The organism is Clavibacter davisi (assembly GCF_052751415.1).
The window spans coordinates 1,074,214-1,099,604 of record NZ_CP199882.1 but is presented as its reverse complement, the minus strand read 5'-3'; the positions used below and the strand labels follow the sequence as shown (position 1 = coordinate 1,099,604).

The window sequence follows — 25,391 nt, the reverse complement described above, 5'->3', positions numbered from 1 at the left end:
GGGCCGTACGATGGGGCCATGCCACGATCGAGCCGCCGGGGAGGCCACGTCTCCATCCGCGGATCCTGGCGGGACCGCCACGGCCGGGGGCTCCGCTCCCCCGTCACCGGACCCGAGCTCCCCGTGCTGCGGACGCGCGTCGACCGCTTCGACGAGATCGTGGCCTCGGCCGCCGAGTACCTCCGCGGCCTCTGGCCGGACGAGCTCGAGCGCGTCTCCTTCGAGGTCGCCGCGCTGCCCGCCCGCAACAGCGAGCGCGACGGGATCGACCGCTGGAGCGTGCTCGCCGACGAGCGCCGCGTCGTCTTCTACCGCCTGCCCATCGAGCGCCTCGCGCACCTCCACGAGGAGGACGAGCACCACCACCGGGCGCTCGTCGAGGGCTGCGTCTTCCGCGCGGTCGCCGAGCTCCTCGGCAAGGACCCGTGGGACCTCGCGCCCGACAGGTACGACCCGCACTAGGCCGGATGCCGCACGGGCGTCAGGCGTCCGCGGGAGCCGCCCCGGGCGGCGTCAGGGATGGATGCGCAGCGGGTCCGCCGCCGGCAGCACCGGCACGACGGGCAGCGCGGCCGAGCGCCCGGGCTCGGCGAACGTCACCGTGGCCGTGAGCCCGGCGGATCCCGCGAGCAGGTAGGTGCGGCCCGCGACGACGGCGGCGGAGACCTCAGCGCCCGCGGGCACGGCGAGGGTGACGGGCTCGGATCCGTCGGTCGGCCGCGCCGTGACGGTCGCCTCCGCCTCGCCGGGGTTCCGCACGTGCAGCAGCGGCGCGGGGCCGGACGGCACGGACACCAGCGCGTCGCGGGTGAGCGCCCCCGCGGCGGGCAGCCAGGCGAAGTCGGTGGCGCCGCTCTCGGCCGCGCCGGACATGCTGCGCACGGCCGCGGCCACCGGGACCGAGCTCTGCACGGTGACGGCGTAGCGGCCGTCGGTCAGTCCGGTCACGGGGAAGTCGGTCACGCGACCGGCGTCGGCCTCGACCGTGAAGGTCGTGCCGGTGCCCGTCGTGCCGTCCTCGGGTGCGACGCTGACGCTCACGTCGGCGTCCTCGGAGCCGGGCACGAGGACCCGGACGGCGGTCTCGCGCTCGGGGTCGGTCCCGACGTCGGCGCCGGGCCCGGAACCGGCGGCGCCCTCGGCGGGCGTCTCGCCCGCGGCCGCCGCGGCCGGCGCGGCGGCCTGCGTGTCGATCCGGAGGCCGGTCATGGTGAGCGCGGTGGCCGGCGCGGCGGCGGGGACGACGACGTCGACCCCGCCCGCGAGGAGGCCGCGCACCGTGCTCTGCTCGAGCGTGGCGACGACCTGGCCGCCGCGGCTCTGCACGTGGACGGCGGGCGACGAGAGGTCGGGGGCGAGGCCGGCGAGCGAGAGCACGCGCCGGCTGCCGGCGGGCAGGTTGATCCCGCTGGCCCCGGGGGCGCTCACCGGTCCGTCCTCGCCCGCGATGGCGAGGTCGACGGTGGAGGCGACACCGGACGGGTTGTCGAGGACCACGAAGGTGGTGCGGCCCGTGGTCGTGGCGCCGCCGAGCAGCCACGACTCCGCGGTGGCCTCGGAGCAGGGGGCCGCGGCGAGGCCCGCGAGGTCGCTCGCGGAGGCGATCTGCGACGCCGCGCCCGCGAGCTCCGTCGGTTCCTCCCCCGTCGCACCGGCGACCGCGAGGACGGACGGCGTGGTCGACGCGCCGCCCTGGACCTCGGGGGCGCGCAGGCGCGAGGTGCGCACGCCCGGGCCGCCGGCGGGCACGTCGCCGGACGCGGATCCGCTCGTGACCGCGGAGGAGCCGACCGCGACGGCGGTAGTCGTCGCGGCGGCGTCCGCCTCCGGGGGCCGGAGGAGGGCTCCCGGGCAGACGCGCTGCTGGTCGGTCGCCACGGGGGTCACGAGCACGGACGGCGCGCTCGCGTCGCTCGACACCGGCGGGAGGAGGAGGGCGCCGGTCACGACGACGCCGAGCACGGCGACCCCCGCGATCCCGGTGGTCACGCGCGTCGCGATGCGCACGGCGTCACGCCTGGCCATCTGTCCTCCTGGGCTGGTCGTCGTCGCGGTCGCCGCGGCGGTCGTCGTCGCGGTCGCCGCGGCGGTCACCGTCGTCCGATGCGGTCGCCGTGGCGGAAGCGTCGCCGGCGTCGTCCGCGGGCCAGTCGCCGACCTGCGGGATGTCGCCGAAGGGCGCCGCCTCCACGCTCGTGCCGGTGGGCTCGTCGGGGTAGGCGGGGATCCCCCGGTCGTCGTGCTCGGGCCGCGGCTCGACGGCGTCCGCCGGGCGCACGTCGGTGCCGGTCACGGGCTCGCGGTAGGCGGGCAGCGGGCGGCTGCGCGCGGCGAGGCTGCCGGTGGGGATCGCGAGGAGGAGCGTCAGCGCGAAGACCAGCGCCTGGGCGGCGAGGACGCCCGCGCGGCCCGCGTCGTCGAGGTTGCCGGGGCCGGCGACCTGCACGTCCAGGTCCTCGCTCCCGACGAAGCGCCAGAGCAGCCCGGCCTCGGTCTGGCCGACGGCGGTGAACACGGGGTCGTCGTCGAGCGCGGAGCCCGCCCGGTCGTGCACGGCCTGCTCGGCGGCGCCCGACGGCGGGGCGAGGAGCACGTAGCTGATCCCGAGCGTGCGGAGGTCCTCGGTGGCGTCGAGGCCCGAGCGCGACGAGACGTTGCCGGCGAGCTCGGCGACGCGGGTCTGCGTGTCGGTGAGCGGCCCGATCGTGGAGTCGACCGTGGACACCTGCTCGAGCGTGCGTCCGGCGCCGCGCTCCACGTCGGCGGCCAGGGAACCGTCGTCGCCCGCGCGGAGCACGAGCGTGCCGACGGACGGGTCGGTCGCGGCCTGCGCCACGACGAGGCCCGGCAGGGACGCGTCCTCGCCGGGGCGCACGGCGGTGGATCCCGCCACCGCCGCCGAGACCAGGGGCATCGCGACGACCACGAGCGTCACGGTCGCGACGAGGCCCGGCAGCACCGAGCGCCGGCCGAGCGTCGCGAAGCCGAGCACCAGGGCGCCGGAGAGGCCGAGCCAGAGGAGGCTGAGGCCGGATCCCGGCCACACGGCGACGACGTCGGCCCCCGTGGACTGCACGACCGTGCGCGCCGCGAGCACGGCGGTGGCGAAGCCGACCACGGACACGGACAGGGCGAGCGCGGCCCGGTGCGAGCCGCGGAGGAAGAGGGCGGCGACGGCACCGACGACGAGCGGGGCGACGAGCACGGCCACGACGACGAGCGGCACGGATGCGGGGAGGCCCAGCCCGAGGCCGTCGACGACCGCGGTCCAGCCGCCGAGCCCCGACGTGGGGAAGCCGAGCGCGAGGCCCGGGACGTCCGCCGGGGTGAACGCCGCGGGGACGGCCGGGTCGGCGGCGAGCGCGAGGGGCTGCCCCTGCATCACCCGGTACGCGACGAGCGGGGCGGCGAGCGCGACGAGCGGCACGGGGATCGTGACGAGCCGGCCGACGCGGCGACCGGCGCGGACGACCGCGACGAGCCACAGCACGAGGAGCGCGGGCACGAGGGACGGGGCGGACGCGCCGACCGCGGCCATGAGGATGCCCGCCACGGCCGAGGCGGACCACGACCGCGGCGCCCGCAGCACGGCGAGCGCGAGCCACGGCAGCAGCAGGTGCGCGAGCACGGCGGGCAGGCGGCCGTCGCCGAGCGCGACGAGGAACGTGGGCGCGAGGGTCCAGGCGAGCGCGGCCAGCGCGCGGAGCCAGGCGTTGCGCGTGACCTGCGCGGCGGCGAGCCACGCGGCGAGGGCCGCGAGCGGCAGCGCGCCCACGAAGAGGCCGAGGACCGCGAGCGACGGCTCCCAGGCGGTGATGCTGCCGAGCACCGCGAGCACGGCGGCGAACGGGTCGGATGGGGCGACGGGGCCCGTGCCGATCCCCCGCACGCCGATGCCGACCTGCGCCCACAGCGCGCCCGCGTCCGGTCCGAGCGGCAGCAGCTGCCCGCCGGTGAGGGCGGTGCCGCCGAGGCGCGGGATCCACATGACGGCGGCCAGGAGCAGCGCGGTGAGGACGGTCCAGCCGCCGCCCGTGGCGAGGAACTCGACGCCGTCGGAGACGCCCATGTGCTCGACGCGGTACTGCTCGCGGGCGAGGGACCGGCGGCGGCGGCCGACCGCGAGCGGCTGCCGGAGGGACGCGATGCTCGACCACGGCGCCGTGCGCGTCGCCTGGAGCCGCCGCCTGCTGGCGACGACGCGTCCGGGCGCGACCGCGACGCGGAGGGCGGCGCCGATCTCCCCGGGCGCTGCCGTGGGCCGCTTGCGCAGGAGCTGCAGGAGGGCGCGGAGGATCGCGAGCGGCACGAGCGAGAGCCAGTGGAAGGGCACGGCGGCGGCCGGCGCGTAGGACAGGCGGCGGTGCAGCTCGGCCTGGCGCGCGAGCCGACGACGACGACGGCGCGGGGTGCGGCGGCCGAGGAACGCGGTGCCGGGGCCGGCGGATCCGGCGGACGCGACGCGGGCCGCGGGCACGACCACCACGCGGTGGCCCGCGAGGCGGGCGCGCACGCACAGGTCGAGCGCGTCGTCGATCACGGGGAGCGCGTCGTCGAAGCCGCCGAGCTCGTCCCAGAGCCGGTGCCGCACGAGCATGCCGCCCGCGGCCACGCCGAGGACGTCGCTCATGTCGTCGTACTGGGCCTGGTCGAGCTCGCCGTCGACCTCGGGCACGGCGGCGCCGAGGGTGGTGAGGGTGCGGCCGATCTCGCGGATGTAGCCGGGGTGGTCCCACTCCATGAGCTTGGGACCGGCGACGGCGACGCTGGGCGACGCCTCGATCGCGGCGAGCAGGCGCTCGAGCGCGTCGGGCGCGGGCGCGTTGTCGGCGGAGAGCAGCCAGAGCAGCTCATCGTCGCCGGTGGGCGCGGGGATCACGCGGACTGCCTGGTCCACGGCCTGCCCGAACGTCATCCGCGCGGGCGCCTGCACCATGCGCGTGGGTTCGGACGCGGCCAGCAGGGCCGCGGACGCGTCCCGGGAGCCGAGGTCGATCGCGACCACCTGGTCGGGTCGGCGGGTCTGCGCGGCGAGGGCCGCCAGGGTCCGCTCGAGGAACTGCGCGCCCTCGTGGGCGACGAGGATCGCGGTTACTCGTGGCTGCATGACAGGGAGACCCTACGTGGTGCCGGATGCGGAACCGCCGCGATCGGACGGCGCGCCGGGGAGCCGGTGCTCCCGGCGGCGCCTGCGCGGTCGGAGCGCCGCGCGTGCGGAGCCGCTCCGGGCGCGTGCGGGGTCAGACCGCGCGCTTGCGGAGCTTGCGGCGCTCGCGCTCGGAGAGCCCGCCCCAGATGCCGAAGCGCTCGTCGTTCTCCAGCGCGTACTCGAGGCACTCGGAGCGCACCTCGCACGAGCCGCAGATCTTCTTGGCGTCGCGGGTGGATCCGCCCTTCTCAGGGAAGAACGCCTCGGGGTCGGTCTGCGCGCAGAGCGAGTCGGCCTGCCAGGCGAGCGGGTTGCCGTCGTCGACGCTCCGGACGCCCGGGACGCCGAGTCGGACGGGGTCGACGAACCAGTCGTCGGGGACCCCGGCGTGGTACTCAGGTAGTGCCATGTCACGATCTCCCCACACGGCTGGAGCGCCCGGCCGGCCCCAGCTTGTCGTCATAATTACACCGGTGTAACTCGTCGGCGTCAAGCCGCGGAGGGTAAACCCTCAGGCGCTCGTCGAGGGTTGCGACGCGCCGCGGCTCGCCCGCGGCGCTACTCCGGGGATCCGGCCTGGCGGGCGACCCAGGCGCTCGCGACCATGTCGTCCAGGCTGTGGCGCATCGCCCAGTCCAGATCGCGCGCGGCGAGGTCGCCCGACGCCACGATGCGGGCCGGGTCGCCGGGGCGGCGCTCCCGCACCTCGGGCTCGAAGCCGATCCCCGTCGCGTCGCGGATGGCCGTCATGATCTCCCGCACGCTCACGCCCTGGCCGCTGCCGAGGCAGTACACGGGCTCCACGGGCTCGCCGGCCTCGAGCCGGCGCGCGGCCGCGACGTGCGACGCGGCGAGGTCGACGACGTGGATGTAGTCGCGCACGCACGTGCCGTCGGGCGTCGGGTAGTCGCCGCCGTTGATGCGCGGCGTGCGCCCGTCGAGGAGCGCGTCGAACACGAGCGGGAACAGGTTGTGCGGGCTGGTGTCGGCGTAGCCCTCCTCGCCGGATCCCACCACGTTGAAGTAGCGCAGCGACGTGTGGCGGAGGCCGGTCGCGACGCCCTGGTCGCGCAGCAGCCACTCGCCGATGAGCTTGGACTCGCCGTAGGGGGACTCGGGGGCCTTGGCCGTGCGCTCGTCGACGAGGTCGACGTCGGGCGTGCCGTACACGGCCGCGGAGGACGAGAAGACGATGCTGTCGACGCCGGCGCGCTCCATCTCCTCGAGCAGCACGGCGGTGGCCGTCACGTTCTGCTCGTAGGTGTGCAGGGGGCGCTGGACGGAGACGCCCGCGTACTTGTAGCCCGCCACGTGCACGACGCCGCGGATGTCGCCGGAGCCGAGGATGCCCGCGAGCAGCTCCCGGTCGAGCACGGACCCACGGTGGAACGGCACGCCCTCCGGGACGAACGACGCGTGGCCGCTCGACAGGTCGTCGAGGACGACCGTGTCGATGCCGGCGCGGGCGAACGCGGAGACGATGTGCGAACCGATGTAGCCGGCGCCGCCGGTGACCAACCATGTCATGCGGCAACCCTATCGACGGCCGGACGGGCGCCGGTCACGCGGCGGAGGCGTCCGGATCGACGTCGTCGGCCGCGGCGGCGGACGGCGCCGGGGTCGTCGCGAGGAACGCCTCGCCCTCCCCCGTGACGACGATCCGCCCCTCGTCGGGCGTGACGAAGACGGCCCCGCCGCGGCGGACGACGACGGACGACGTCTCCCCGCGGAGCGCCACCTCGCCGCTGGTGCACAGCACGATGGCCGGGCCGTCGACCTCGACGACGCTCGCGCCGGCGTCGCCCGGCGTCGCCTCGCGCGTGGCCGGGGAGATCCGGGCGAGCAGGAAGTCGGGCACGTCCGGCCGGTAGAGCTCGACCCCCAGCGCCGTGTGCTCGGGCTCCAGGTACGGCACGGGCAGCGCCTGGAACTCGAGCACGTCGAGCAGCTCCGGCACGTCGACGTGCTTGGGCGTGAGGCCGCCGCGCAGCACGTTGTCGGAGGCGGCCATCAGCTCGATCCCGAGCCCGTGCAGGTACGCGTGGATGTTGCCGGCCGGGAGGTAGAGGGCCTCGCCGCGCCGCAGGGTCACCCGGTTGAGGAGCAGCGACGTGACGATGCCCGGGTCGCCCGGGTACGCCGCGGCGAGCTCGCGGACGGTGCGCATCTCCGTGCCGAACTCGCGGCACTGCCGGTCGGAGGCGAGGCTCGCCAGCAGCGTCACGCGGTCGACGAGGCGGCGCACCTCCGCCCCGCCGCCCATGAGGAAGGCGAACACGTCGCGCAGCACGTCGGCCTCGGATCCGGTGAGGCGCGAGAGCACGGACCGGATGACGGCCGGGTCGGAGTCGGGCCCGGACGCATCGAGCGTGAGCAGGAGCGTGAACACCTGCCGCACCTCCGCGAGCGGCCGGAAGCCGCAGAGCGCGTGGAACTCGTCGCTCAGCGCGTAGATGAGCTCCGGCTTGTGCAGCGGGTCCTTGTAGTTGCGGTGCGGGGCGTCGATCGGGATGCCGCGCTCCTCCTCGTCGCGGAAGCCGCGGCGGGCGCGGTGCAGGTCGGGGTGCGCCTGGAGCGACAGCGGGCCGCCCGCGGCGAGCACCTTGAGGAGGAACGGGAGGCCTGGGCCGTCGCCCGGGCGCAGGCCCTCGGCGAGCGGGCCGAGCGTGGTGGCCGGGTCCCGCTGGATCCAGTCGGCCAGCGTCGTCGCGCCGCCGGCCGTCGCCGGGTCGTCCACGCGCGTGGGCGAGCCGCCGTGGGCACCGAGCCAGAGCTCGGCCTCCGGGCCCCCCGACGGCTCGCGGCCGAGCAGCTCCGCGATGGCGGTCGTCGACCCCCAGGCGTAGTCGCGGGGGGTGTTGGAGAGGGCAGTGAACACGGGCGATCCTGTCGGGCTTGGCGGCTACCTACAACGCCCACGGGCGCGCGTCCGGTCCGGACGCGACCAAAGTACCAAGCGATGACGGCGCCGCCCGGACGCCGACCTAGGCTCGCCCGCAGGCGCCCGACCCGAGGGCGCCGACGAACCGCAACGGAGCATCGTGTCCCTCACCCCCCTCATCGGCGACTTCTACGGCTACGAGTCCCGGCTCGGCGACAGGGAGAGGGAATCCCTCGCCGAGCTGCGCTCCTACCTCGAGCAGGAGGTCCGGCCGCACGTCAACGGCTGGTGGGCCCGGGCCGAGTTCCCCCGCCACGTGGTCGGCGGCCTCGCCCAGCGCGGCTTCTTCGGCATGCCGTATCCGGAGACGCGCCCGTTCGAGAACTCGGCCGTGTTCCGCGGCTGGGCGGCGCTCGAGCTCGGCCGGGTGGACGCGAGCATCGCGACCCTCGTCGGCATGCAGAGCGGCCTCGTCATGGGCAGCATCGCGGTCGCCGGCTCCCCGGAGCAGCGCGCCGAGTGGCTGCCGCGCTTCGCGTCGGGCGAGCTCCTCGGCTCCTTCGGGCTCACGGAGCCGCTCTCCGGCTCCGACTCGGCCCGGGGCCTGCGCACCGTCGCGACGCGGCGCGGCGACGAGTGGAGCATCACGGGCGCCAAGCGCTGGATCGGCAACGGCACCGTGAGCGACGTCACCGTCGTCTGGGCCAAGGACGCGGACGACGGACAGGTGAAGGGCTTCCTCGTCCCCAACGACTCCCCCGGCTTCCGCGCCACCCGCATCGAGGACAAGCAGGCGCTGCGCATCGTGCAGAACGCCGACATCGAGCTGGACGGCGTCATCGTGCCCGAGCGGAACCGCCTGCAGCGGTCGACGTCCTTCGCGGACACCGCCGCCGTGCTGCGCCTGACCCGCGCGGAAGTCGCGTGGGCCGCGATCGGCATCGCGGTCGGCGCCTACGAGGCGGCCGTCGCGTACACGGGCGAGCGCCAGCAGTTCGGCAAGCCGCTCGGCGCGCACCAGCTGATCCAGGACCTCCTCGTCCGCAGCCTCGGCAACATCACCGCGTCCATCGGGCTCGTCACCCGCGCCTCCGAGATGGTGGACGAGGGCACGCAGTCCGACGAGCACTCCGCCCTCGCCAAGGCCTTCGCCACGAGCCGGATGCGCGAGACCGTCGCGTGGTGCCGCGAGGCGTTCGGCGGCAACGGCATCGTCCTCGACTACGACGTGGCCCGGTTCTTCGCCGACGCGGAGGCCCTGTACTCCTACGAGGGCACGCGCGAGATGAACACGCTCATCGTGGGCCGCTCGATCACGGGCCACGCGGCCTTCGTCTGACGGACAGGCGGCCGCCCGACGCGCCGGGCATCCGCGGGCCCGCCGGGCGGAGCTCCCGGCGGGACGGGAGGATCCGCCCCGGCCCGTTACCCTGATGGGCATGCCCTCCGCCAGCCGACGAGCCCTCCGGGCATTCGCGACCTTCGTCCTCGTCACCACCTTCGCGGGCGACATGTGGCGGAACAGCCTCAGCTGGTGGGGCTTCAGCGCGATCGCGCTCGCCGTGCTCATCACGAGCATCACCCTGCTCGTGCGCGCCCGACCGCTGCCGCGCCTCCGGGTGCTCCCGGTGCCGTTCCTCGCCTTCACGGGCCTGTCCGTGCTGTCGATCGCCTGGTCGCAGTACCGGCCGGAGTCGGCGCTCGGGGTGATCATCCAGCTCGCCACGTCCACGGCGGCGCTGATGCTCGTGGTGCTGCTCTCGTGGGCGGAGATCGTCCAGGCGCTGGGCCGGGCGCTCCGCATCATCCTCGGGCTGTCGCTGGCCTTCGAGCTGTTCATCGCGGTCGTGGTGCGCCAGCCCGTCATGCCGTTCTTCACCGACTACGGCCCGCGCGCGCCCGCAGCCTTCGCGTGGACGCGCGGCGAGCTGCTCCTGGGCGGCCGCATCCAGGGCGTCGTCGGCAACGCCAACCTCCTCGCCATGGTGGCGCTGCTCGGCCTCATCGTCTTCGCGCTGCAGTTCGCGGCGCGCACCGCGGACCGCCGGACCGCCGCCGTGTGGATCGCGGTGGCCCTCCTCACGCTCACGCTCACGGGCAGCTCCACCGTGCTCGTCGCGCTCATCATGACCGGCGTGGTCGCCGTGCTCGCGGTCATCGCGCGCCGGGTGGGCATCCGCGGACGGCTCGTGCTCGCCGGCGGGGTCGTGGTCGCCGCGGCCGCCGGCGCGGGGATCGTCGTCACGCGCACGGCCGAGGTCTTCGAGCTGCTCGGCCGCTCGCCCGACCTCACGGGCCGCTTCGAGATCTGGGAGTCGGTCATCGGGCTCGCGCAGCAGCACCCCGTGGTCGGCTGGGGCTGGATCGGCTACTGGGCCCCCTGGATCAAGCCGTTCGAGGGCCTCGCGGTGCGCAGCGGCGTCACGTACCTCCAGGCCCACGACGCGTACCTCGACGTGTTCCTCCAGCTCGGTGCCGTGGGCGCGCTGGTCTTCGTCTGCCTCATCGTCACGACGTACATCCGCTCCTGGTGGGCCGCCATCGACCGCCCGCAGCACCGCCGCGACCGGGTCGAGCCGTACAGCGCGCTCGCGCTCGCGCCGCTGCTGCTGATGACCGCGCTCGTCGTGCAGAGCCTCGCCGAGAGCCGTCTGCTCTACGAGGGCAACTGGCTGCTCCTCATCGTCATCGCGATGGCCACCCGCTCGGGGATGATCGCGCGCGAGGACGTGCCCGGCCCGGTCGACTCCCGCCGGCCGCCCGTCGCCGCGGGTGCGGTCGCCGACGCGTCCCGCCTGCCCGCCCCCGCCGCCAGCGCCCCCGCGGTCCCGGCCGATCCCGGCGTCGCCTGACCCGCGTGGCCGCCCGGTGCCCCGTCGACCTCCCGTGAGGGACGCCGCATGACGCTGCCCGCGCGCCTGCCGCTGCCGGAGCGCCTCCCGGAGCTGCTCGGGTCGGCGCGCTTCTCCGCCGCCCTCACGCACTGCGTCATCGGCACCGCCGTCCTCTCGCACGCCGTCCGCGCCACCATGGGCTGGCCCGGGCTCATCGGCATCGTGGCCGCCCTCGTCGCGATGGCCGCGGGATCGCTCGTCGCCAAGCGCGGGGACTGGGAGTGGCGCGGCCTCCTGCCCGTCTCGCTCCTGCTGCTGGTGGGCTGGTGCGCCGCGACGCTGCTCTGGACCGCCTATCAGCCGGACGCGGTCGCCGGCGTGCTGTACCTCGCCGCGTCCGCGTTCCTCGCGGTGTACGTGGGCGTCGTCCGCGACCTGATCCAGATCGTGCGCGCCGTCGGCGACGTGCTGCGGCTCGTCCTCGCGTCGTCGCTCGCGCTCGAGGTGCTCGCCGGGCTCCTCATCGACGGCCCGATCCCGTTCCTCGGCATCCGCGGCGCCCTCGGGCGCCTCGGACCGATCCAGGGCCTCCTCGGCGAGCGCAACGCCCTCGGCGCCCTCGCCCTCGTCGCGGCCGTGACGTTCGCGGTCGAGCTGCTCACCCGGTCCGTGTCGCGCGGGCGCGCCGTCGCCTCCCTGACCGTCGCGCTCCTCGTCGCGTCGCTCACGCGCTCGTCCGTGATCCTCGGCACCTTCCTCGTGCTGGCCGTCGCCTCCCTGGCGGTGTTCGGCCTCCGGCATCTCGCGCGGCAGGCCCGGCCGCTCGCGAACAGCGCGGTGCTGGTGCTGGCCGCCGTGGTCGCGATGCTCGTCGTCGCCTTCCGCTCCCCCGTGCTGCAGGTCCTGCAGGCCCGCCCCGACTACCTGCAGCGCGTCGCCCTATGGCGCGAGATGCTGCGCCTCATCGACCTCAACACGATCGAGGGCTGGGGCTTCGTCGGCCTGTGGCGCCGCGACGCGTACCCGTACACCGCCCTCGACCTCGTGAGCCGCGGCGCGCAGGAGAGCGCCCGCAACGCCTACCTGGACCTCTACCTGCAGGCCGGGCTCGTCGGCCTGGTGCTCTTCGCCGCGTTCTGCGCCCTCGCGCTCGGCCGCTCGTGGGTGCTCGCGACCACCAAGCGCGGCGTGGGCTACGTGTGGACCGCGCTCGTGCTCGTCGTGCTCGTGGTCGTGTCCCTCGGGGAGAGCGTCACGCTCGTGGAGTGGGGCTGGGTGCTGCTCGTGATCTGCGCGGTCAAGGCCGCGCAGGGCCGCAGCTGGCGCCACGGCCTGCCCGCGCAGCCCCTGCCCGCCTGAGCGGACGTCCGGGCGCGGAGGCGCATCCGGTCGGGATCAGCGGACCGCCTCGTCGCGCGGCCGGCGGAACGAGAAGAACTTGTGGCCGGTGTACGTGGCGACCGTGATGACGATCGTCACGAGGATCTGCGCCACGATCGGCTGCAGCGGCGTCGTCTCCACGACGAGCGGCAGCAGCAGCATGTTGGCGAGCAGCGGCACGAGGTTCACCAGGGTGTACCGCGAGAAGTCCGGGATGAGGTTCCCGCTCACCTTGAAGACGAGCTTCCGGTGGAGCGTGAACGAGATCGGCAGCTGCACCGCCCACGCGATCACGAGCACCACGGGGTACGGGATCGCGTGCCCCCAGAGCAGGTAGAACAGGGCGAACCACGCGGTGCCGATGACGGTGTTGAAGCCGCCCACGAGGAGGAACGCGATGCGCTCGTCCTTGATCAGGCGGAGGAGGATGCCGGGCGGCGGGGTCTCCTCGCGGCGTGCGTCGACGTCGAGGTCGTGCTGGTCCATGCGCTCTCCTCCTCGCACGGCGAGCACGACCGCCGAGGGGCCGCGCCGCGTCCTTCCGGTGCGGCCCCCACTGTATCCGGCGTCGGCTCGACGTCCGGCGTGACGGGTCAGGCGTCCGCGCCGACCGCGATGCGGGCGACCGCCGCGTCGCGCAGGGTCGTGATCGTCGGCGACGACGTGCCCGCCAGGGCCACGAGCCGCGCCCAGGAGGTCACCGGCTTCGCCTGGCCGCCCTGGAGCAGGAACACCGTCGAGTCGGCGATGCCCTTCACGAACACCGGCCCCTGCACGGTGCCGCCGGTCGCGTCGAGCGCACGGCACGTGGTGGGGACCAGATCGGTGACGGGCAGCCCCGTGGATCCCGGGTTCGCCACCGCGACGACGCGCCCCTGCGTGGCGAGCGACGTGACCCCGCCGCAGCGGACCAGCAGCGAGAGGTTCGCCGTGGATCGCGTGTAGCCGTCGAGCGTCTGCGCCGCCACGTTCGCGAACGACGTGCCGAAGCCGAGCTCCTGCGTCACCGCGAAGGACGGGACGCCCACCTTGCTGTTCAGCCCGTTGATCAGGTACACGTCGGCTCCCGCGGGCGACTTCGCCAGCGTCCCCGGCTCGAGCGCCGTGTGGCCCGTCGCGTAGCGGCTCCCCACCGATGCGCGCATGGTGGCCACGAACGGCGACGCGCCCGAGTTGAGCCCGACCAGCGCGGACCAGCTCGAGAGCGGGTACTTGACGCCGCCCTCGAGGAGGTAGGCCGTGCCGCTGCCGGGCAGGACGAAGTACGCGCTCATGTTCCCCGCCGCGGGCACGGAGGCGAGCTGACCCGGATCCAGGTTCACGGCGTCGCCGCACCCGTATCCGTAGTCGCCCACCAGCGCGCAGGACGTGAAGGGATGGCGGCGGTCGCCCTGCACGAGGCTGACGGTCCCGTCCGACGGATCCCGCACGAGCTCGGACGCGACGTTCCCCGTGGCCAGCGCGTCGAGGTAGGAGCGGGAGACCGTGCTGATCCCGCCCAGCGCCGACAGGTTCTGGAACACCGCGAAGTCGGTGATCGGGTGCTTCTGCCCGCCGCTGACGAGGTAGACGCTGTCGTCCGTGGCCGTCTTGACGAACGAGGACACCGGGCCGTCCGACGTGCTGCCGAACCAGTCGGTGTAGAGGCGCCAGAAGTTCCGGTTGCCGTAGGAGGAGCAGGCGTCGCCCGTCCCGTAGAGGTTGGCCAGCGCCGCCGAGTTGGGGCGGTACGGGGTGTAGATGTAGAGGCCGGCCGTCGCCTGGTTCCGGATCGTCACCTGCGACGAGCCGCAGGCCGCGTTCGGGTGCCACAGGATCGTGTTGACCCGGCCGGCCTGGTAGTTCCAGCGCGTCGGCGTCGACTGGTACACCTTGAACTGGCGGGCCGCGTTGTAGACCTGGTTGAAGAAGCCGTAGTAGGTGGAGTCGCATGCCGCGGTGTCCGGGCAGCCGTAGCCGGTGGCGCTGCGGAACTGCCGATCCGTGGGCGTGCTGTCGGTGACGAGGCCCTGCTCCTTCTCGAGCAGCACGAGCAGGGCGGCCTGGCTCACGCCGCAGGCGCGGCCGACCCAGTAGACGACGTCCGCCGCGCTCATCCGGGAGGCCTGCAGGCTGGAGCACCTGCTGTCCCCGTCGCGCGCGGGGGTGTCCTGCACGTAGTTCGTGAGGCAGACGTAGCCGGACGCGCACCGCGGCACCCGGGCCTGCAGGAAGGTCTGCACGTCCCGCTGGGACATGACGGCCCCGTCGAAGAACTTCGCGTCGCTGATGATCATGCCGGGGTCGAAGTCGGCCCCGGATGCGGCCTGCGCCGGCTCGGCGGGCCCCCCGACCACGCCCGTCCCCACGAGCCCGACGCCCAGCGCCACGGCCCAGACGGCCAGGCAGGCGATCAGCCGCGATCGTCGGCGCGCGCGCCGGTGGTCCACCCCGTTGTCGTCCACTGACATCCCCTCGCGTACTGCGTGAGATGCGATTCTCACACACGGGGGAACCCCGTCCGAGCGCGGAGGGGGCGGGCTGCCCTCAGTGGACACCCCGCCGCCCGCGCGTGCGGACCGGCTAGCGCTGCCCGCGCCCGCTCTCCGGCTGGTCGACGCCGAAGGTGCGCGCCCACGATTCCGGGCTGGTGATGGTGGGCAGAGCCGCGCGGTACGCCGCCTTGAGCTGCGGCCAGCGGGCGAGGATGCGCCAGCGGAGCACGAGGCTCGTCCACAGCATGCGCCGGAACAGCGCGGGATCCCGACGGTGGAGCAGGGCGGCGGAGCCCTCCGCGTTGGACACGAGCACGCTGTCGAAGGAGGGCACGACCCACCACCGCGCGTCCTCGAACGAGAGGTGCGCCTCCGGTCCCCGGCTCGCGGACGCGCTCAGCGGCGAGAACGCGTGGCGGGCGACCGTGCGCGCCAGCCAGGCCAGGCGGATGATGCCCGCCGGCGCGGTGCCGCTGACGCGGCCGTGCGGCTTGTCGGGAGCCACGATGTCCGGCAGCGCGGCGCGGTCCTTGATCGGCATCCCGTCGCTGAAGCCCTTCGCGAGCTCCCTGGTGCGGGCGAGGCGCGTGACCATGTCCTGGTGCAGGCCGCGGGGCCCGCGCAGGATGTTCCGGTACGCCTCGTGGCGCGCCGCGAGCGCGAAGTACTGCATCGACACCAGGTGACGCACGTCGGTGGCGAGGTTCGCCGTGAGGAACCGGCCGCCGCGCTCGTACGGCGAGTGCAGCAGGGCGGCGATGAGCCGATTGCGCGCGTGGAAGAACGCCTGCCAGTCCTGCGAGTCGTCCTTGTCCACCCAGGAGACGTGCCACACGGCCGCGCCCGGCAGCGTGACGGTCGGCACGCCGACCTCCTTGGCGCGGAGCGCGTACTCCGCGTCGTCCCACTTGATGAAGACGGGGAGCGACAGGCCCACCTGCTTGATCGTGGAGACGGGGATGAGGCACATCCACCAGCCGTTGTACTCGGCGTCGACCCGGCGGTGCATCCACCGCGTCTGGCGGAGGTTCGACGCGCTGAAGTCGTGGCGCGTGGGCGTGACGGGGCCCCACATGAAGTTCCACATGTCGAAGCCCTCGGCGTACGCGTGGAGCTTGCTCTTGTCGTACATGTCGAACATGTGGCCGCCGACGATCGTGGGCGTGCGCGCGTAGTCGGCGAACTTCACGGCGCGGCGGATGCTCTCCGGCTCGAGCGTGATGTCGTCGTCCATGACGAGGACGTAGTCGCTCGCGCCCTCCTTCAGCGTCTCGTACATGCCGCGGGAGAAGCCGCCGGATCCGCCGAGGTTGGCCTGGTCGATCACGCGGAGCTTCTCGCCGAGGAGCTCCTGCGCACGCGGGAACGCGGGCTGGTCGGCGACCTTCTGCGTGCCCTGGTCCGTGACGTAGACGTGGTCCAGGAGCGCCGCGACGTCGGGCTTCTCGCCGATGTCCGTGAGGAGCTTCACGCAGTACTCGGCGCGGTTGAGCGTCGTGATCGCGATGCTCACCGATCCCGCGGCGCCCGTCGTGGGGACGGTGCCCTCGGGGGCGTACCAGCCCGCCTCGACGAGCGCGAAGTCGGCCTCCTCGCCCATCAGGTCGAACCAGTACCAGCCGCCGTCGGCGAAGTAGGTGAACGGCAGCTCGAAGCGCGAGGTCGTGGGACCCGACACCGACGCGCCGTCGACCTTCTGGATGACGCCCCGCGCGTTGGAGCGGTACACGATGACCTGTCCGCTGCCGGTCGTCTCGACCTCGAGCACGACGCCGTCGAGGCTGGTGCTGGAGCGCCAGTAGGACGCGGGGAACGCGTTGAAGTAGGTGCCGAACGAGACCTTGCGGCGGTGCGGGACCCGGAAGCCGCGGTCGCCCGTGATGGCGCTGGTGATGCCCATGTCGCTGAGGCGGACGACGGCCTTGTCCGCGTCCGAGTCGACCACGCGCAGCGGCGAGCGGCGGCGCTTCTGCGGCGTCACGGGGATGCTCGTCCAGTAGTCGGCGTCCACGTAGAGCGGGAGGATGTCCGGGTCGTGGTCGGAGGGCAGGATGACGCGCTGGATGAGGTCGAGCTGCACGGGGGCGCCCTGGTCCGCGGCGGCCATCAGGAGGCGTCCTTCGCGAGGACGGGCTTCAGCTTGTTCTCGTACATCGAGAGCGCCGCGCCGATGGCCATGTGCATGTCGAGGTACTGGTACGTGCCGAGGCGGCCGCCGAAGAAGACGCCCTCCTCCTGCTTCGCGAGCTCGCGGTACTTGAGGAGGCCCTCGCGGTCGGCCGCGGTGTTGACCGGGTAATACGGCTCGTCGTCGCCCTCGGCGAAGCGCGAGTACTCGCGCATGATGACCGTCTTGTCCGCGGGCGCGTCGCGCTCGGGGTGGAAGTGGCGGAACTCGTGGATGCGCGTGAACGGCACGTCGGAGTCGGCGTAGTTCATGACGGGCGTGCCCTGGAAGTCGCCGACCGGGAGCACCTCGCGCTCGAAGTCGAGCGTGCGCCACGACAGCGCGCCCTCCGAGTAGTCGAAGTAGCGGTCGATGGCACCCGTGTAGACGACGGGCACCGTGCCGACGACCGACGCCCGGTTGACGTCCTGGGTCTCGTCGAAGAAGTCGGTCTCGAGGCGCACCTCGATGTTCGGGTGGTCGGCCATGCGCTCGAGCCAGGCCGTGTAGCCCTGCACGGGCAGGCCCTCGTGCGTGTCGTTGAAGTAGCGGTTGTCGTACGTGTAGCGCACGGGGAGGCGGCTGATGACCTCGGCGGGCAGGTCCGTGGGATCCGTCTGCCACTGCTTGGCCGTGTAGTCGCGGATGAAGGCCTCGTAGAGCGGGCGCCCGATGAGGGAGATGCCCTTCTCCTCGAGGTTCCTCGCCTCGCCGGCGTCGAGCTCGGAGGCCTGCTCGGCGATGAGCTCGCGCGCGGCGGCGGGGCCGTGCGCCGAGCGGAAGAACTGGTTGATGGTGCCGAGGTTGATCGGCAACGGGAAGACCTCGCCCTCGTGCTCCGTGTAGACGCGGTGCACGTAGGGCGTGAAGTCCGTGAAGCGGTTGACGTACTCCCACACCGTCTCGTTCGAGGTGTGGAACAGGTGCGCGCCGTAGCGGTGCACCTCGATGCCCGTCTCCGGGTCCATCTCGCTGTACGCGTTGCCGCCGATGTGGTCGCGGCGGTCGATGACGAGGACCTTGAGGCCCAGCTCCTCGGCGACGCGCTCCGCGATCGTGAGTCCGAAGAAACCGGACCCGACCACTACGAGATCAGGGCTCATGGCACATTCCTTTGCTGGGGTGGCGCCCGACGGGCGCTCGACGGGACTGGTCAAGGGTAACGGGGGATCAGGCGCGGGCCTGGGGGACCGTCCGGTCGCGCGTGATCAGGCGGCGGTACAGGCCCCGGCGCACGGCCTCGGGGATGAGGCGGTAGCTGCCGCGGACGAGCACGTTGCGCGCCGCCTGCGCGGGCGACGTGAACCGGCGGCGGCGGAACTCGCGCTGGAGCCGCAGCTCCGCGCGCAGCTGGGCGACGCCGCCGCGCCGGGCGTAGGCGCCCGCGCTCACGCGGTACATCACGAGCGGGTCGGGGAGGTTGTCCACCCGGGCGCCCGACTGGATCATGCGGGCGAAGAGGTAGTAGTCCTCCATGAGGCCGAGCGGGAGGTACCCGCCGGCGCGCCGCACGGCCGCGCGGCGGTAGACCACGGTGGGGTGGTTGAACGGGTCGTGGAAGCGGGCGTACCGGGAGATGGCGTCGGCGCCGACGGGCGGGGTGCGGCGGCCGCCGATGGTCCCGACCTCGTCCGCGAACTCGTACATGCCGGTGCCCACGAGGTCGAGGCCGCCCGAGATGAGCGCGAGCTGGCGGGCGAAGCGCTCGGGGAGGCTGATGTCGTCGGCGTCCATGCGCGCGACGACGTCGTGCGCGCACGCGTCGAGGCCGCGCTCCAGCGCGTGGGCGAGGCCCATGTTGCGCTCGAGCCCGACCGTGACCACCGGGACGGGCGACGCGTCCGCGAGCTCCGCCATGGCGTGGGCGAGCTCCGCGGACACCGGGCCGTCGCGGACGACGACGACCTCGTCCGGTCGGAGCGTCTGGTCGTCGACGCTGCTGCGGAACGCCCGGCGGAGGAACTCGGGGCGGTCGCCCCGGTACACGGGGAGGAGGAGGGAGAAGGGCTCGGCGGGCATGCGCGTCCCTCCTGCTGCGTGCGCAGCGTCGCGTGTGACGGTGGCCGGACGCAGCCGAGACGGGCTCGGGCGTCGAGCCGCCGAGTCTACCCGGGGGCGGGCCGCAGCCATCGTGGCGCGCGGGGAGCCGGGGAGGAGCCCACCGCTCCGGCCGGCCGTCCCGGCCCGTCCGCGCCCGTCCGCCCCCGGGCCGTCGCCTACCCGGCTGGTAGCATCGACCCCCGTGCCCTCACTCGAATCCCCCACCCGGAGCACGCGGCAGGACACGCCCCGGCGCCTGACGTCCGCGCTGTCCGTCGCGGCCGCCGTCCTCCTCTTCCTCGTGACCCAGGTCGGGATGCTCGTGCACCGCGCACCCAGCGTGCTGACGTCGTTCCGCGACTACTTCGTGTACGACCAGCTCTCCTACCTGTCGATGGTGGTCAACTTCGCGCGCGGGGACTTCGCCTCGGTCGAGCCGTTCACCGAGTCCGGCCGCAACACGTACCCGCACCTCTACTACCTCGTGCTCGGCGCCGTCGGCCACCTCACGGGGATCGGGCCGGTCACGGCCTGGAACGTCGTCGGCACCCTCATCCAGGCGGGCCTCGTGGCGGCCATCGCCATCGCCTGCATCCGGGTCTCGGGCCGCGCGTGGACCGGCGTCCTCGGCTTCGCGCCGCTCATGCTCGGGACGTTCGCCTGGACCTCGGGCCCGGGCGCGTGGTTCTGGCAGATGAGCTCGCACGCCGTCCTCTGGGGGCCGTTCGGGGTGCTGTTCACGCTGAACGGCGAGGCCGCCGCGCTCTCCGTCGCCGGCATCGCGTTCCTCGCCGCCCTGGTGCCCACGCTCCGCGGGTCGTCCCGCCGCTCGCGCTTCGTCACGCTCGTGCTGGTGGGCGTCGTGGTCGGCGGCCTGCTCAACGTGCACGTCTACGCGTTCCTCGCGACCGTCTTCCTCTCCTTCTACGTGGTCGCCGCGTACGCCGTGCTCGAGCGCCCTCGACGGCGCCTCCTCGTGCTGTCCGCGGTGCTCGTGCCGGTCTCCCTCGCCCTCGCGGTCGTCGTCGCGGGGACCGTCGGGCCCCTCCCCGCCTTCGTCGTCGGCCTGGTCCCCACCGTCCCGGGGCTCCTCGCGACCATCGGACGCACCCGGGGACTCGCGCTCGTGCCCATGGGCGCAGCGCTCCTCGCGACGATGCCGCAGATCGTGACGACCGTGCTCGCGTCGGCGGCGGGAGACCCGTTCCTCTCCTACCGGGTCGCGTCGAGCAAGGACCTGGGGGTGGCCCTGCCGCTCGGTCCCCTGGCGGGCGCCGCGCTCCTCCTGCCGCTCATCGTGATCCTCGTCGCGGGCATCCGCGCCCGGCGCACCATCTGGATCGCCTACGCGTCCGGCGCGATGCTCGCCTGGGCCATGACCTCGACCAACGACCTGTGGCGCGCGAACCAGGAGCCCTACCGGCTCTGGATCGACTCGTTCCTGCTCATCGCCGTGACCATCGTCCCCGTGCTGCTCGACGTCGCGGTGCGGACGCTCCGCCCGGTCCCCGAGGACGGCGCCGACCGCCCCGCCCCGCGTCGTACCCGCGCCGTCGTCGCGGCGGCCGCCGTCGTGATCGTGGCCGTCGGCGCCGCGAGCGCCGTGGACTGGGCGCGCTTCTTCATCGCCGGGCGCGGCACCGGGCAGATCACGTTCCAGGAGCCCGCGGACCGGGCCATCCGGGACGTGACCGCCGACGTCACGGAGGGAGCCGTCGTTTCCGGCCCGTGCCTCGATCCCCAGATCGTGAAGATCGACTCCGGCCGATCCGTCGCGCACTACAACCTCGGGATGGCCTGGCCCCAGGACAAGGGCGCGGTGGACGCCGCGCGGGAGGCGCTGACCGCCGGTCGCGTCGACCCGCAGGCCACCGAGGCCGCGGGCATCCGCTGGTACCTCGCCCTCTCGGAGTGCACCGACGGGGTGGACCCCGCGGAGGTCCCCGGGCTCGTGGAGGTGGCACGGGAGGTCTACGACCCGTCGACCGGCGCGGCGGCCGTGCTCTACCGCATCGACATAGGCTGAGCCGCGCACCCGGCGACGCCCTGCGACGCCCTGCCGCCCACCACGACACGCTTCCGACGAGGGACTCCCGCACGTGACAGCAGACCAGCACCAGACGCCCGCGCCGCTCGTGAGCTTCATCCTCCCCACCTTCAACGAGGAGGCGAGCATCGACGTGTTCACGCGGACGCTCCACGAGGAGCTGGACGCGGCGCAGCTCGGCATGCGCTTCGAGTTCATCTACGTGAACGACGGGTCGGCCGACGGGTCCCTCGAGCGCCTCCACGCGCTGGCCGCCGCGGACGACCGCGTGCAGGTCATCGACTTCTCCCGCAACTTCGGGCACCAGATCGCGGTCACCGCCGGCCTCGATCACGCCTCGGGCGACGCGGCGGTCATCATGGACACCGACCTGCAGGATCCCCCGCGCGTCGCCGTCGAGCTCATCCGCCGCTGGCAGGAGGGCTACAACGTCGTCTACGCGCAGCGGCGCACGCGCAAGGACTCGCTCTTCAAGAAGGCCACCGCGGGCGCGTTCTACCGCACGCTCGCGCTCGTCGCCGAGATCGACATCCCCCGCGACACCGGGGACTTCCGGCTCATCGACCGGAAGGTCATCGACGCCGTCAAGCGTTTCCCGGAGCGGAACCGCTTCCTCCGCGGCATGGTGTCCTACGTCGGCTTCCGGCAGACGAGCGTGCAGTTCGACCGCGACGAGCGCCACGCGGGCGTCACCGGCTACCCGCTGCGGAAGATGATCAAGTTCGCCGCGGACGGGATCCTCGGCTTCTCGACGTTCCCGCTGAAGCTCATCCAGCTCGTGGGCCTCGTCGTGTCGGCGCTCAGCGCGCTGGCCGTCGTGTACGTCCTGGTGAGCCGCGCCATCGACCCGTCGAGCGTCGTCCCCGGGTGGACGTTCACCGTGATCGCCATCCTCTTCGTGGGCGGCGTGCAGATCATCATGCTCAGCGTGCTGGGGAGCTACCTCGGGCGGGTGTACGCCGAGGTGCAGAACCGGCCGCTCTACCTCGTCGCGTCGCACGTCGGCCGCCCCGCCGATCCCGCCGACGGCACGGTGCGGACGGCCTCCTCCGAGGTGCCCTACCGCCGCGACTGAACCGGCGGCGTCAGCGGCCGGCGGATCCCTCGAGGCGTCGGATGCCGGCGGTGATCTCGCCGAGGCCGTCGAGCACCTCGTGCGCGGGTCGAGGAGGGCGGGCGAGCCCCTGGCGGACGCCGTCGACCAGGCCGCGCAGGAGCAGCCCGCGGTCGCCGGAGCGGGCGATCGTGCGGGTCCAGCTGACGAGGGCGGCCCCGGCGTAGAGGACCCGCTCGGCGGGCGACAGCGCTCGGGAGCGCAGCAGCATCCAGATCTTGTTGCGGACCTCGAACACGAACCGGGCACCGGGATCCACGTCGGTCGACCCGAACGTGCGCGTGCGGTGCTCGACCGTGCTGCCATGCACCAGGTACCCGCGCCCCCGACGGAGCAGCCGGGACGAGTACTCGAAGTCGTCGTTCCAGAGGAAGTAGTCGGCCATCGGCAGCCCGTGCGCGCGGATGGCGTCGGCCTCGATCATCATCGACACGAACGACGCCGTGCGGACGGGCGTGCAGCCGTGCTCGGCGGCACGCGCGATGCTCCGGCGGCTCGCCGACGGCCTCGTGCGCGGCGTGTTCATGGGATGCGGGCGCCCGTCCGTCCAGCGCACCGCGGACGCGAGCACGACGGTGCCGCGCGGGGCGGCGGCGCGGGCGCGGAGCAGCTCCTCGAGCGCGGTGGGATCCGGCACGGTGTCGTCGTCCATCAGCCAGACGAGCTCGGCGTCGTGCGCCGTGAGCGCGCGCTCGATGCCGGCCGTGAAGCCGCCCGCCCCGCCGGTGTTCGTCGGCAGCGTCGTGAGGGCCACGTCCGGGAAGCGCTCACGGATGACGTCGGCCGAGCCGTCCGTCGAGGCGTTGTCGATGACGACCACCTCGTGCAGCCGCGCGGTCTGCGCGGCGAGCGCCGCCAGGGTCTCGACCACGAGGTCGCGCCGGTTCCAGGCCACGACTACCGCGACGACGCGCGCCCTCGCGTGCACGCCCGCTCCCCCGCTCACGCGCGCTTCCGCGCCCGCCGGCGCAGGAGCGCCCAGACGACGATGAGGACGAGCATGAGGATCCCCGAGCCCAGCTGGACCTGCCACCCGGGGCTCCAGAAGGAGACCGTGACGGTGCGGCCCTCGTCCGCCGCCGTCACGTCCACGCCGAGGAGCATGTCGTCGACGGGATCCGCGGAGAGCGTGCCGCCGTCGACCTGGTAGCCCGGCCAGGGGATGAGGGACAGGGCGACGCGCCCGCCGTCCGCCGGCACGGAGTCGATCCGGAAGGTGGTGCCCATCGGATCCTGGTGGAGGACGGTGGCCGACGTGCCCGCGGAGGTCCACGCGATGCCGCCGGCGCCGGCGACGGGCTGGTCGCGCACGATCGTGCGCGTGTGCGGGGTGTCCTGGACGACGTGCCACCCCTCGGGCACGACCGTCCAGTCCGCGGACGGCACGGCGCGCGAGGAGTCGAGGCCGCGCTGGATCTTGACGATCTGCACCGTGCTGACGCCCAGCAGGTCGACGAGGTCGGTCCCCGTCTCCGAGCGCTGCACCGGCTGGAAGAGCTGCTCGTAGAGCTGGCCGCAGGTGAAGCCGTTGTACTGCATGCAGACGGCCTTGGAGTAGCCCGGGTAGTAGACGGACGAGTAGGCGTTCTGCACCGGCTTGCCGGTGATGTACCAGGAGTTGCCGGCCAGCGACTCGTCGTAGAAGTCGTCGTCCGACCAGCCGACCACGAGGACGTCGCCACGCGAGTCGGGCAGCTGGGTCGAGTACTCGACGACGTCGGAGGGCAGCCAGTAGCTGGTGAGCGGCGAGGCCGGCGAGAAGGCGTGCTGCGGGACGAGCGCGACGAGGGTCCCCGCGACGGCCATCATCGCGAGCCCGCGGGTCACCCCGCCGGCGTCGCGGGTGCGCACGACGCGCCGGAGGAGCGGCAGGGCGGACACCCGGCCGAGGTCCGCTCCCGCGACTCCCATCGCCACCCCGACGAGGACGGCCGACACGAGCATGCCGACGACGATGGCGCGCCACTCACGGGGCGCCTGCAGGCCCATGAGCGCGCCGGTCGCGACGACGATGAGCAGGGCCACCGCGAGGTGCCGCCGCGTGACGACGGTTCGTCGTGCGCGCGACAGGCCGAGCGCCAGGATCAGCAGGACGGAGCCGGCCACGAACGGGAGGACCCGGACGGGGAAGCGCAGCGGGCCGATCTGGGACGGCGCGCTCACGGCGACGAGGGCCACCACGGCGATCACGACGAGGCTCGGACGGGAGCGCAGGAGGCGGCCGAGCTCGCGGGGCCGGATGAGCACCACCAGCGGGAGGAGCCAGGAGATGTAGGTGAGCGGGGAGCCGGGGAACTGGCTCCCGTACGTCTCCATGAACGGCCCGCCCGTCGGGATGGCCGAGATGGCGAGGTCGCTGAGGTCGACGCCGAGGAAGCCCGTGTTCACCACGCCCTCGTCGCGGCCGGACACCGACGCGGTGAGCAGGCCGGGGAGGTGGACGACGATCGTGAAGAGGCCGGCGACCGTCGACGCGGCGAGCGCCCGCCAGATCGCGCCCCGGTCGCGTCGCAGCACGGCCTCGAGGAGGATGGCCGCGAGGGCCGCCGCGAGCATGAGGGTCGTGGAGACGTACCCGATGCCGATGAGCAGCAGGGAGGCCGCGATCCCGCCGTACGGCGTGCGGTTGAGGAGGACGCTCCGCCGGGTGAGGCCCACCGCGAGGGGCCACCAGCACCAGGCCATGAGGCCGTTCACCCAGGACGGTGCGTCGTAGAAGAGGGTGAAGCCGGCCAGGGGCGCGGCCGTGGCGACGACCGCGGACCAGGCGCGGGGGATGCCGTAGCTGCGGGCGAGGACGAAGAAGCCGGCCGATCCGATCGCCAGGCACGCGAGCTTCACGATGGTGGAGTACAGGGCGGCGTCGAACAGCACGTGCGAGCCGAGGCCGATCAGCCAGATGAACGGGCTGTAGATGCCCCAGGCGCCCTCGGCCTGGTAGTTGCCGGACTGCCAGACGGTCGGGTTGAGCAGCGACCAGTTCCCCGACATGAGCCGGTCGCCGATCTCCCACCACTGCCCGAACGCCCCCGCCTCCGTGTCGTTCACGAAGTAGTACCGGCGGAAGAAGAGCATCGGGATGATCGCGCCCGCCACCGTGGCGGCGACGGCGGCCGTCGGCCACAGGAGCTTGCTGCGCATGTTGAGGAGGTGTCCGTTCGTCGTGTGCGGCCCGGGACCGGCGGGGCCGGTAGGGCGCGACTCACCCTAATGCCTGGCTCCCCGGCGGCTCGTGAGGACGGACCCGCTGCGGGCGACCGCCTCCCCGATCGCGCGCGGGCGCCGTGAGAGGATGGCCCCCGTCC

The 25,391-nt window shown here is 73.8% G+C and carries 18 protein-coding genes; 6 read left to right on the top strand and 12 right to left on the bottom strand.

The features are described from left to right. Positions 1-18: 18 nt before the first annotated feature. Positions 19-462, top strand: a complete 444-nt coding sequence (locus ACU4ZT_RS05260; protein ID WP_063071723.1) for a metallopeptidase family protein — start codon at positions 19-21, stop codon at positions 460-462. A 51-nt stretch (positions 463-513) separates the two neighbouring features. Here the strand turns inward: ACU4ZT_RS05260 and ACU4ZT_RS05255 are convergent, their stop codons facing one another. The 5 genes from ACU4ZT_RS05255 to manA form a co-directional block, all read right to left on the bottom strand. Beyond that, entirely contained in the window at positions 514-2,025 is a 1,512-nt protein-coding gene (locus ACU4ZT_RS05255) for a DUF5719 family protein (RefSeq protein WP_063071742.1), read from the bottom strand. After that, positions 2,012-5,107 (bottom strand): glycosyltransferase family 2 protein, encoded by a 3,096-nt coding sequence (locus ACU4ZT_RS05250; RefSeq protein WP_445338227.1) that lies wholly within the window; start codon positions 5,105-5,107, stop codon positions 2,012-2,014. Before ACU4ZT_RS05250 ends, ACU4ZT_RS05255 begins: the two co-directional genes overlap by 14 nt. Positions 5,108-5,240: 133 nt before the next feature. Further along, a complete protein-coding gene (locus ACU4ZT_RS05245) occupies positions 5,241-5,558 on the bottom strand; it encodes a WhiB family transcriptional regulator (protein ID WP_012298082.1) in 318 nt (105 codons plus the stop codon). Between the two features lie 149 nt (positions 5,559-5,707). Further along, a complete protein-coding gene (galE, locus tag ACU4ZT_RS05240) occupies positions 5,708-6,676 on the bottom strand; it encodes a UDP-glucose 4-epimerase GalE (protein WP_270979140.1) in 969 nt (322 codons plus the stop codon). A gap of 34 nt (positions 6,677-6,710) precedes the next feature. Then, positions 6,711-8,027 (bottom strand): mannose-6-phosphate isomerase, class I, encoded by a 1,317-nt coding sequence (gene manA, locus ACU4ZT_RS05235; protein WP_445338224.1) that lies wholly within the window; start codon positions 8,025-8,027, stop codon positions 6,711-6,713. 163 nt (positions 8,028-8,190) lie between these two features. Here manA and ACU4ZT_RS05230 point away from each other — a divergent pair, with 163 nt between their 5' ends. The 3 genes from ACU4ZT_RS05230 to ACU4ZT_RS05220 all read left to right on the top strand — a co-directional run bounded on the left by ACU4ZT_RS05230 (position 8,191) and on the right by ACU4ZT_RS05220 (position 12,223). Beyond that, on the top strand, positions 8,191-9,369 hold the full coding sequence (locus tag ACU4ZT_RS05230; RefSeq protein ID WP_445338222.1) for an acyl-CoA dehydrogenase family protein: 1,179 nt from the start codon (positions 8,191-8,193) through the stop codon (positions 9,367-9,369). A 100-nt stretch (positions 9,370-9,469) separates the two neighbouring features. After that, positions 9,470-10,882 carry an O-antigen ligase family protein gene (locus ACU4ZT_RS05225; protein ID WP_254654526.1) on the top strand — a complete coding sequence of 471 codons (1,413 nt, stop codon included), beginning with the start codon at positions 9,470-9,472 and terminating at the stop codon, positions 10,880-10,882. Positions 10,883-10,930: 48 nt separating this feature from the next. Then, the gene (locus tag ACU4ZT_RS05220; protein WP_063071717.1) at positions 10,931-12,223 is read left to right on the top strand and encodes an O-antigen ligase family protein; all 1,293 of its coding nucleotides are present in this window, start codon (positions 10,931-10,933) and stop codon (positions 12,221-12,223) included. A gap of 36 nt (positions 12,224-12,259) precedes the next feature. Here the strand turns inward: ACU4ZT_RS05220 and ACU4ZT_RS05215 are convergent, their stop codons facing one another. The 5 genes from ACU4ZT_RS05215 to ACU4ZT_RS05195 all read right to left on the bottom strand — a co-directional run bounded on the left by ACU4ZT_RS05215 (position 12,260) and on the right by ACU4ZT_RS05195 (position 18,904). Next, entirely contained in the window at positions 12,260-12,730 is a 471-nt protein-coding gene (locus ACU4ZT_RS05215) for a GtrA family protein (protein WP_063071716.1), read from the bottom strand. Between the two features lie 107 nt (positions 12,731-12,837). Then, positions 12,838-14,694, bottom strand: a complete 1,857-nt coding sequence (locus ACU4ZT_RS05210) for a hypothetical protein (protein WP_414763150.1) — start codon at positions 14,692-14,694, stop codon at positions 12,838-12,840. Between the two features lie 112 nt (positions 14,695-14,806). Next, on the bottom strand, positions 14,807-16,825 hold the full coding sequence (locus ACU4ZT_RS05205; RefSeq protein ID WP_063071715.1) for a glycosyltransferase: 2,019 nt from the start codon (positions 16,823-16,825) through the stop codon (positions 14,807-14,809). Continuing rightward, positions 16,825-17,988: a UDP-galactopyranose mutase gene (glf, locus tag ACU4ZT_RS05200; RefSeq protein WP_414763149.1), complete on the bottom strand. Its 1,164-nt coding sequence runs from the start codon at positions 17,986-17,988 to the stop codon at positions 16,825-16,827. Before glf ends, ACU4ZT_RS05205 begins: the two co-directional genes overlap by 1 nt. Before the next feature lie 67 nt (positions 17,989-18,055). Beyond that, positions 18,056-18,904 (bottom strand): glycosyltransferase, encoded by an 849-nt coding sequence (locus tag ACU4ZT_RS05195; RefSeq protein ID WP_270979134.1) that lies wholly within the window; start codon positions 18,902-18,904, stop codon positions 18,056-18,058. Between the two features lie 223 nt (positions 18,905-19,127). Between ACU4ZT_RS05195 and ACU4ZT_RS05190 the strand changes: the two genes are divergently transcribed. Beyond that, positions 19,128-20,951: a hypothetical protein gene (locus ACU4ZT_RS05190; protein ID WP_445338220.1), complete on the top strand. Its 1,824-nt coding sequence runs from the start codon at positions 19,128-19,130 to the stop codon at positions 20,949-20,951. A gap of 73 nt (positions 20,952-21,024) precedes the next feature. Then, a complete protein-coding gene (locus ACU4ZT_RS05185) occupies positions 21,025-22,047 on the top strand; it encodes a glycosyltransferase family 2 protein (RefSeq protein ID WP_445338218.1) in 1,023 nt (340 codons plus the stop codon). 10 nt (positions 22,048-22,057) lie between these two features. Here ACU4ZT_RS05185 and ACU4ZT_RS05180 read toward each other — a convergent pair whose 3' ends face one another. Beyond that, complete coding sequence (locus tag ACU4ZT_RS05180) at positions 22,058-23,032, bottom strand: glycosyltransferase (RefSeq protein ID WP_445338216.1); 975 nt, start codon at positions 23,030-23,032, stop codon at positions 22,058-22,060. Then, complete coding sequence (locus tag ACU4ZT_RS05175) at positions 23,029-25,227, bottom strand: glycosyltransferase family protein (protein ID WP_445338214.1); 2,199 nt, start codon at positions 25,225-25,227, stop codon at positions 23,029-23,031. Before ACU4ZT_RS05175 ends, ACU4ZT_RS05180 begins: the two co-directional genes overlap by 4 nt. Between the last annotated feature and the right edge of the window lie 164 nt (positions 25,228-25,391).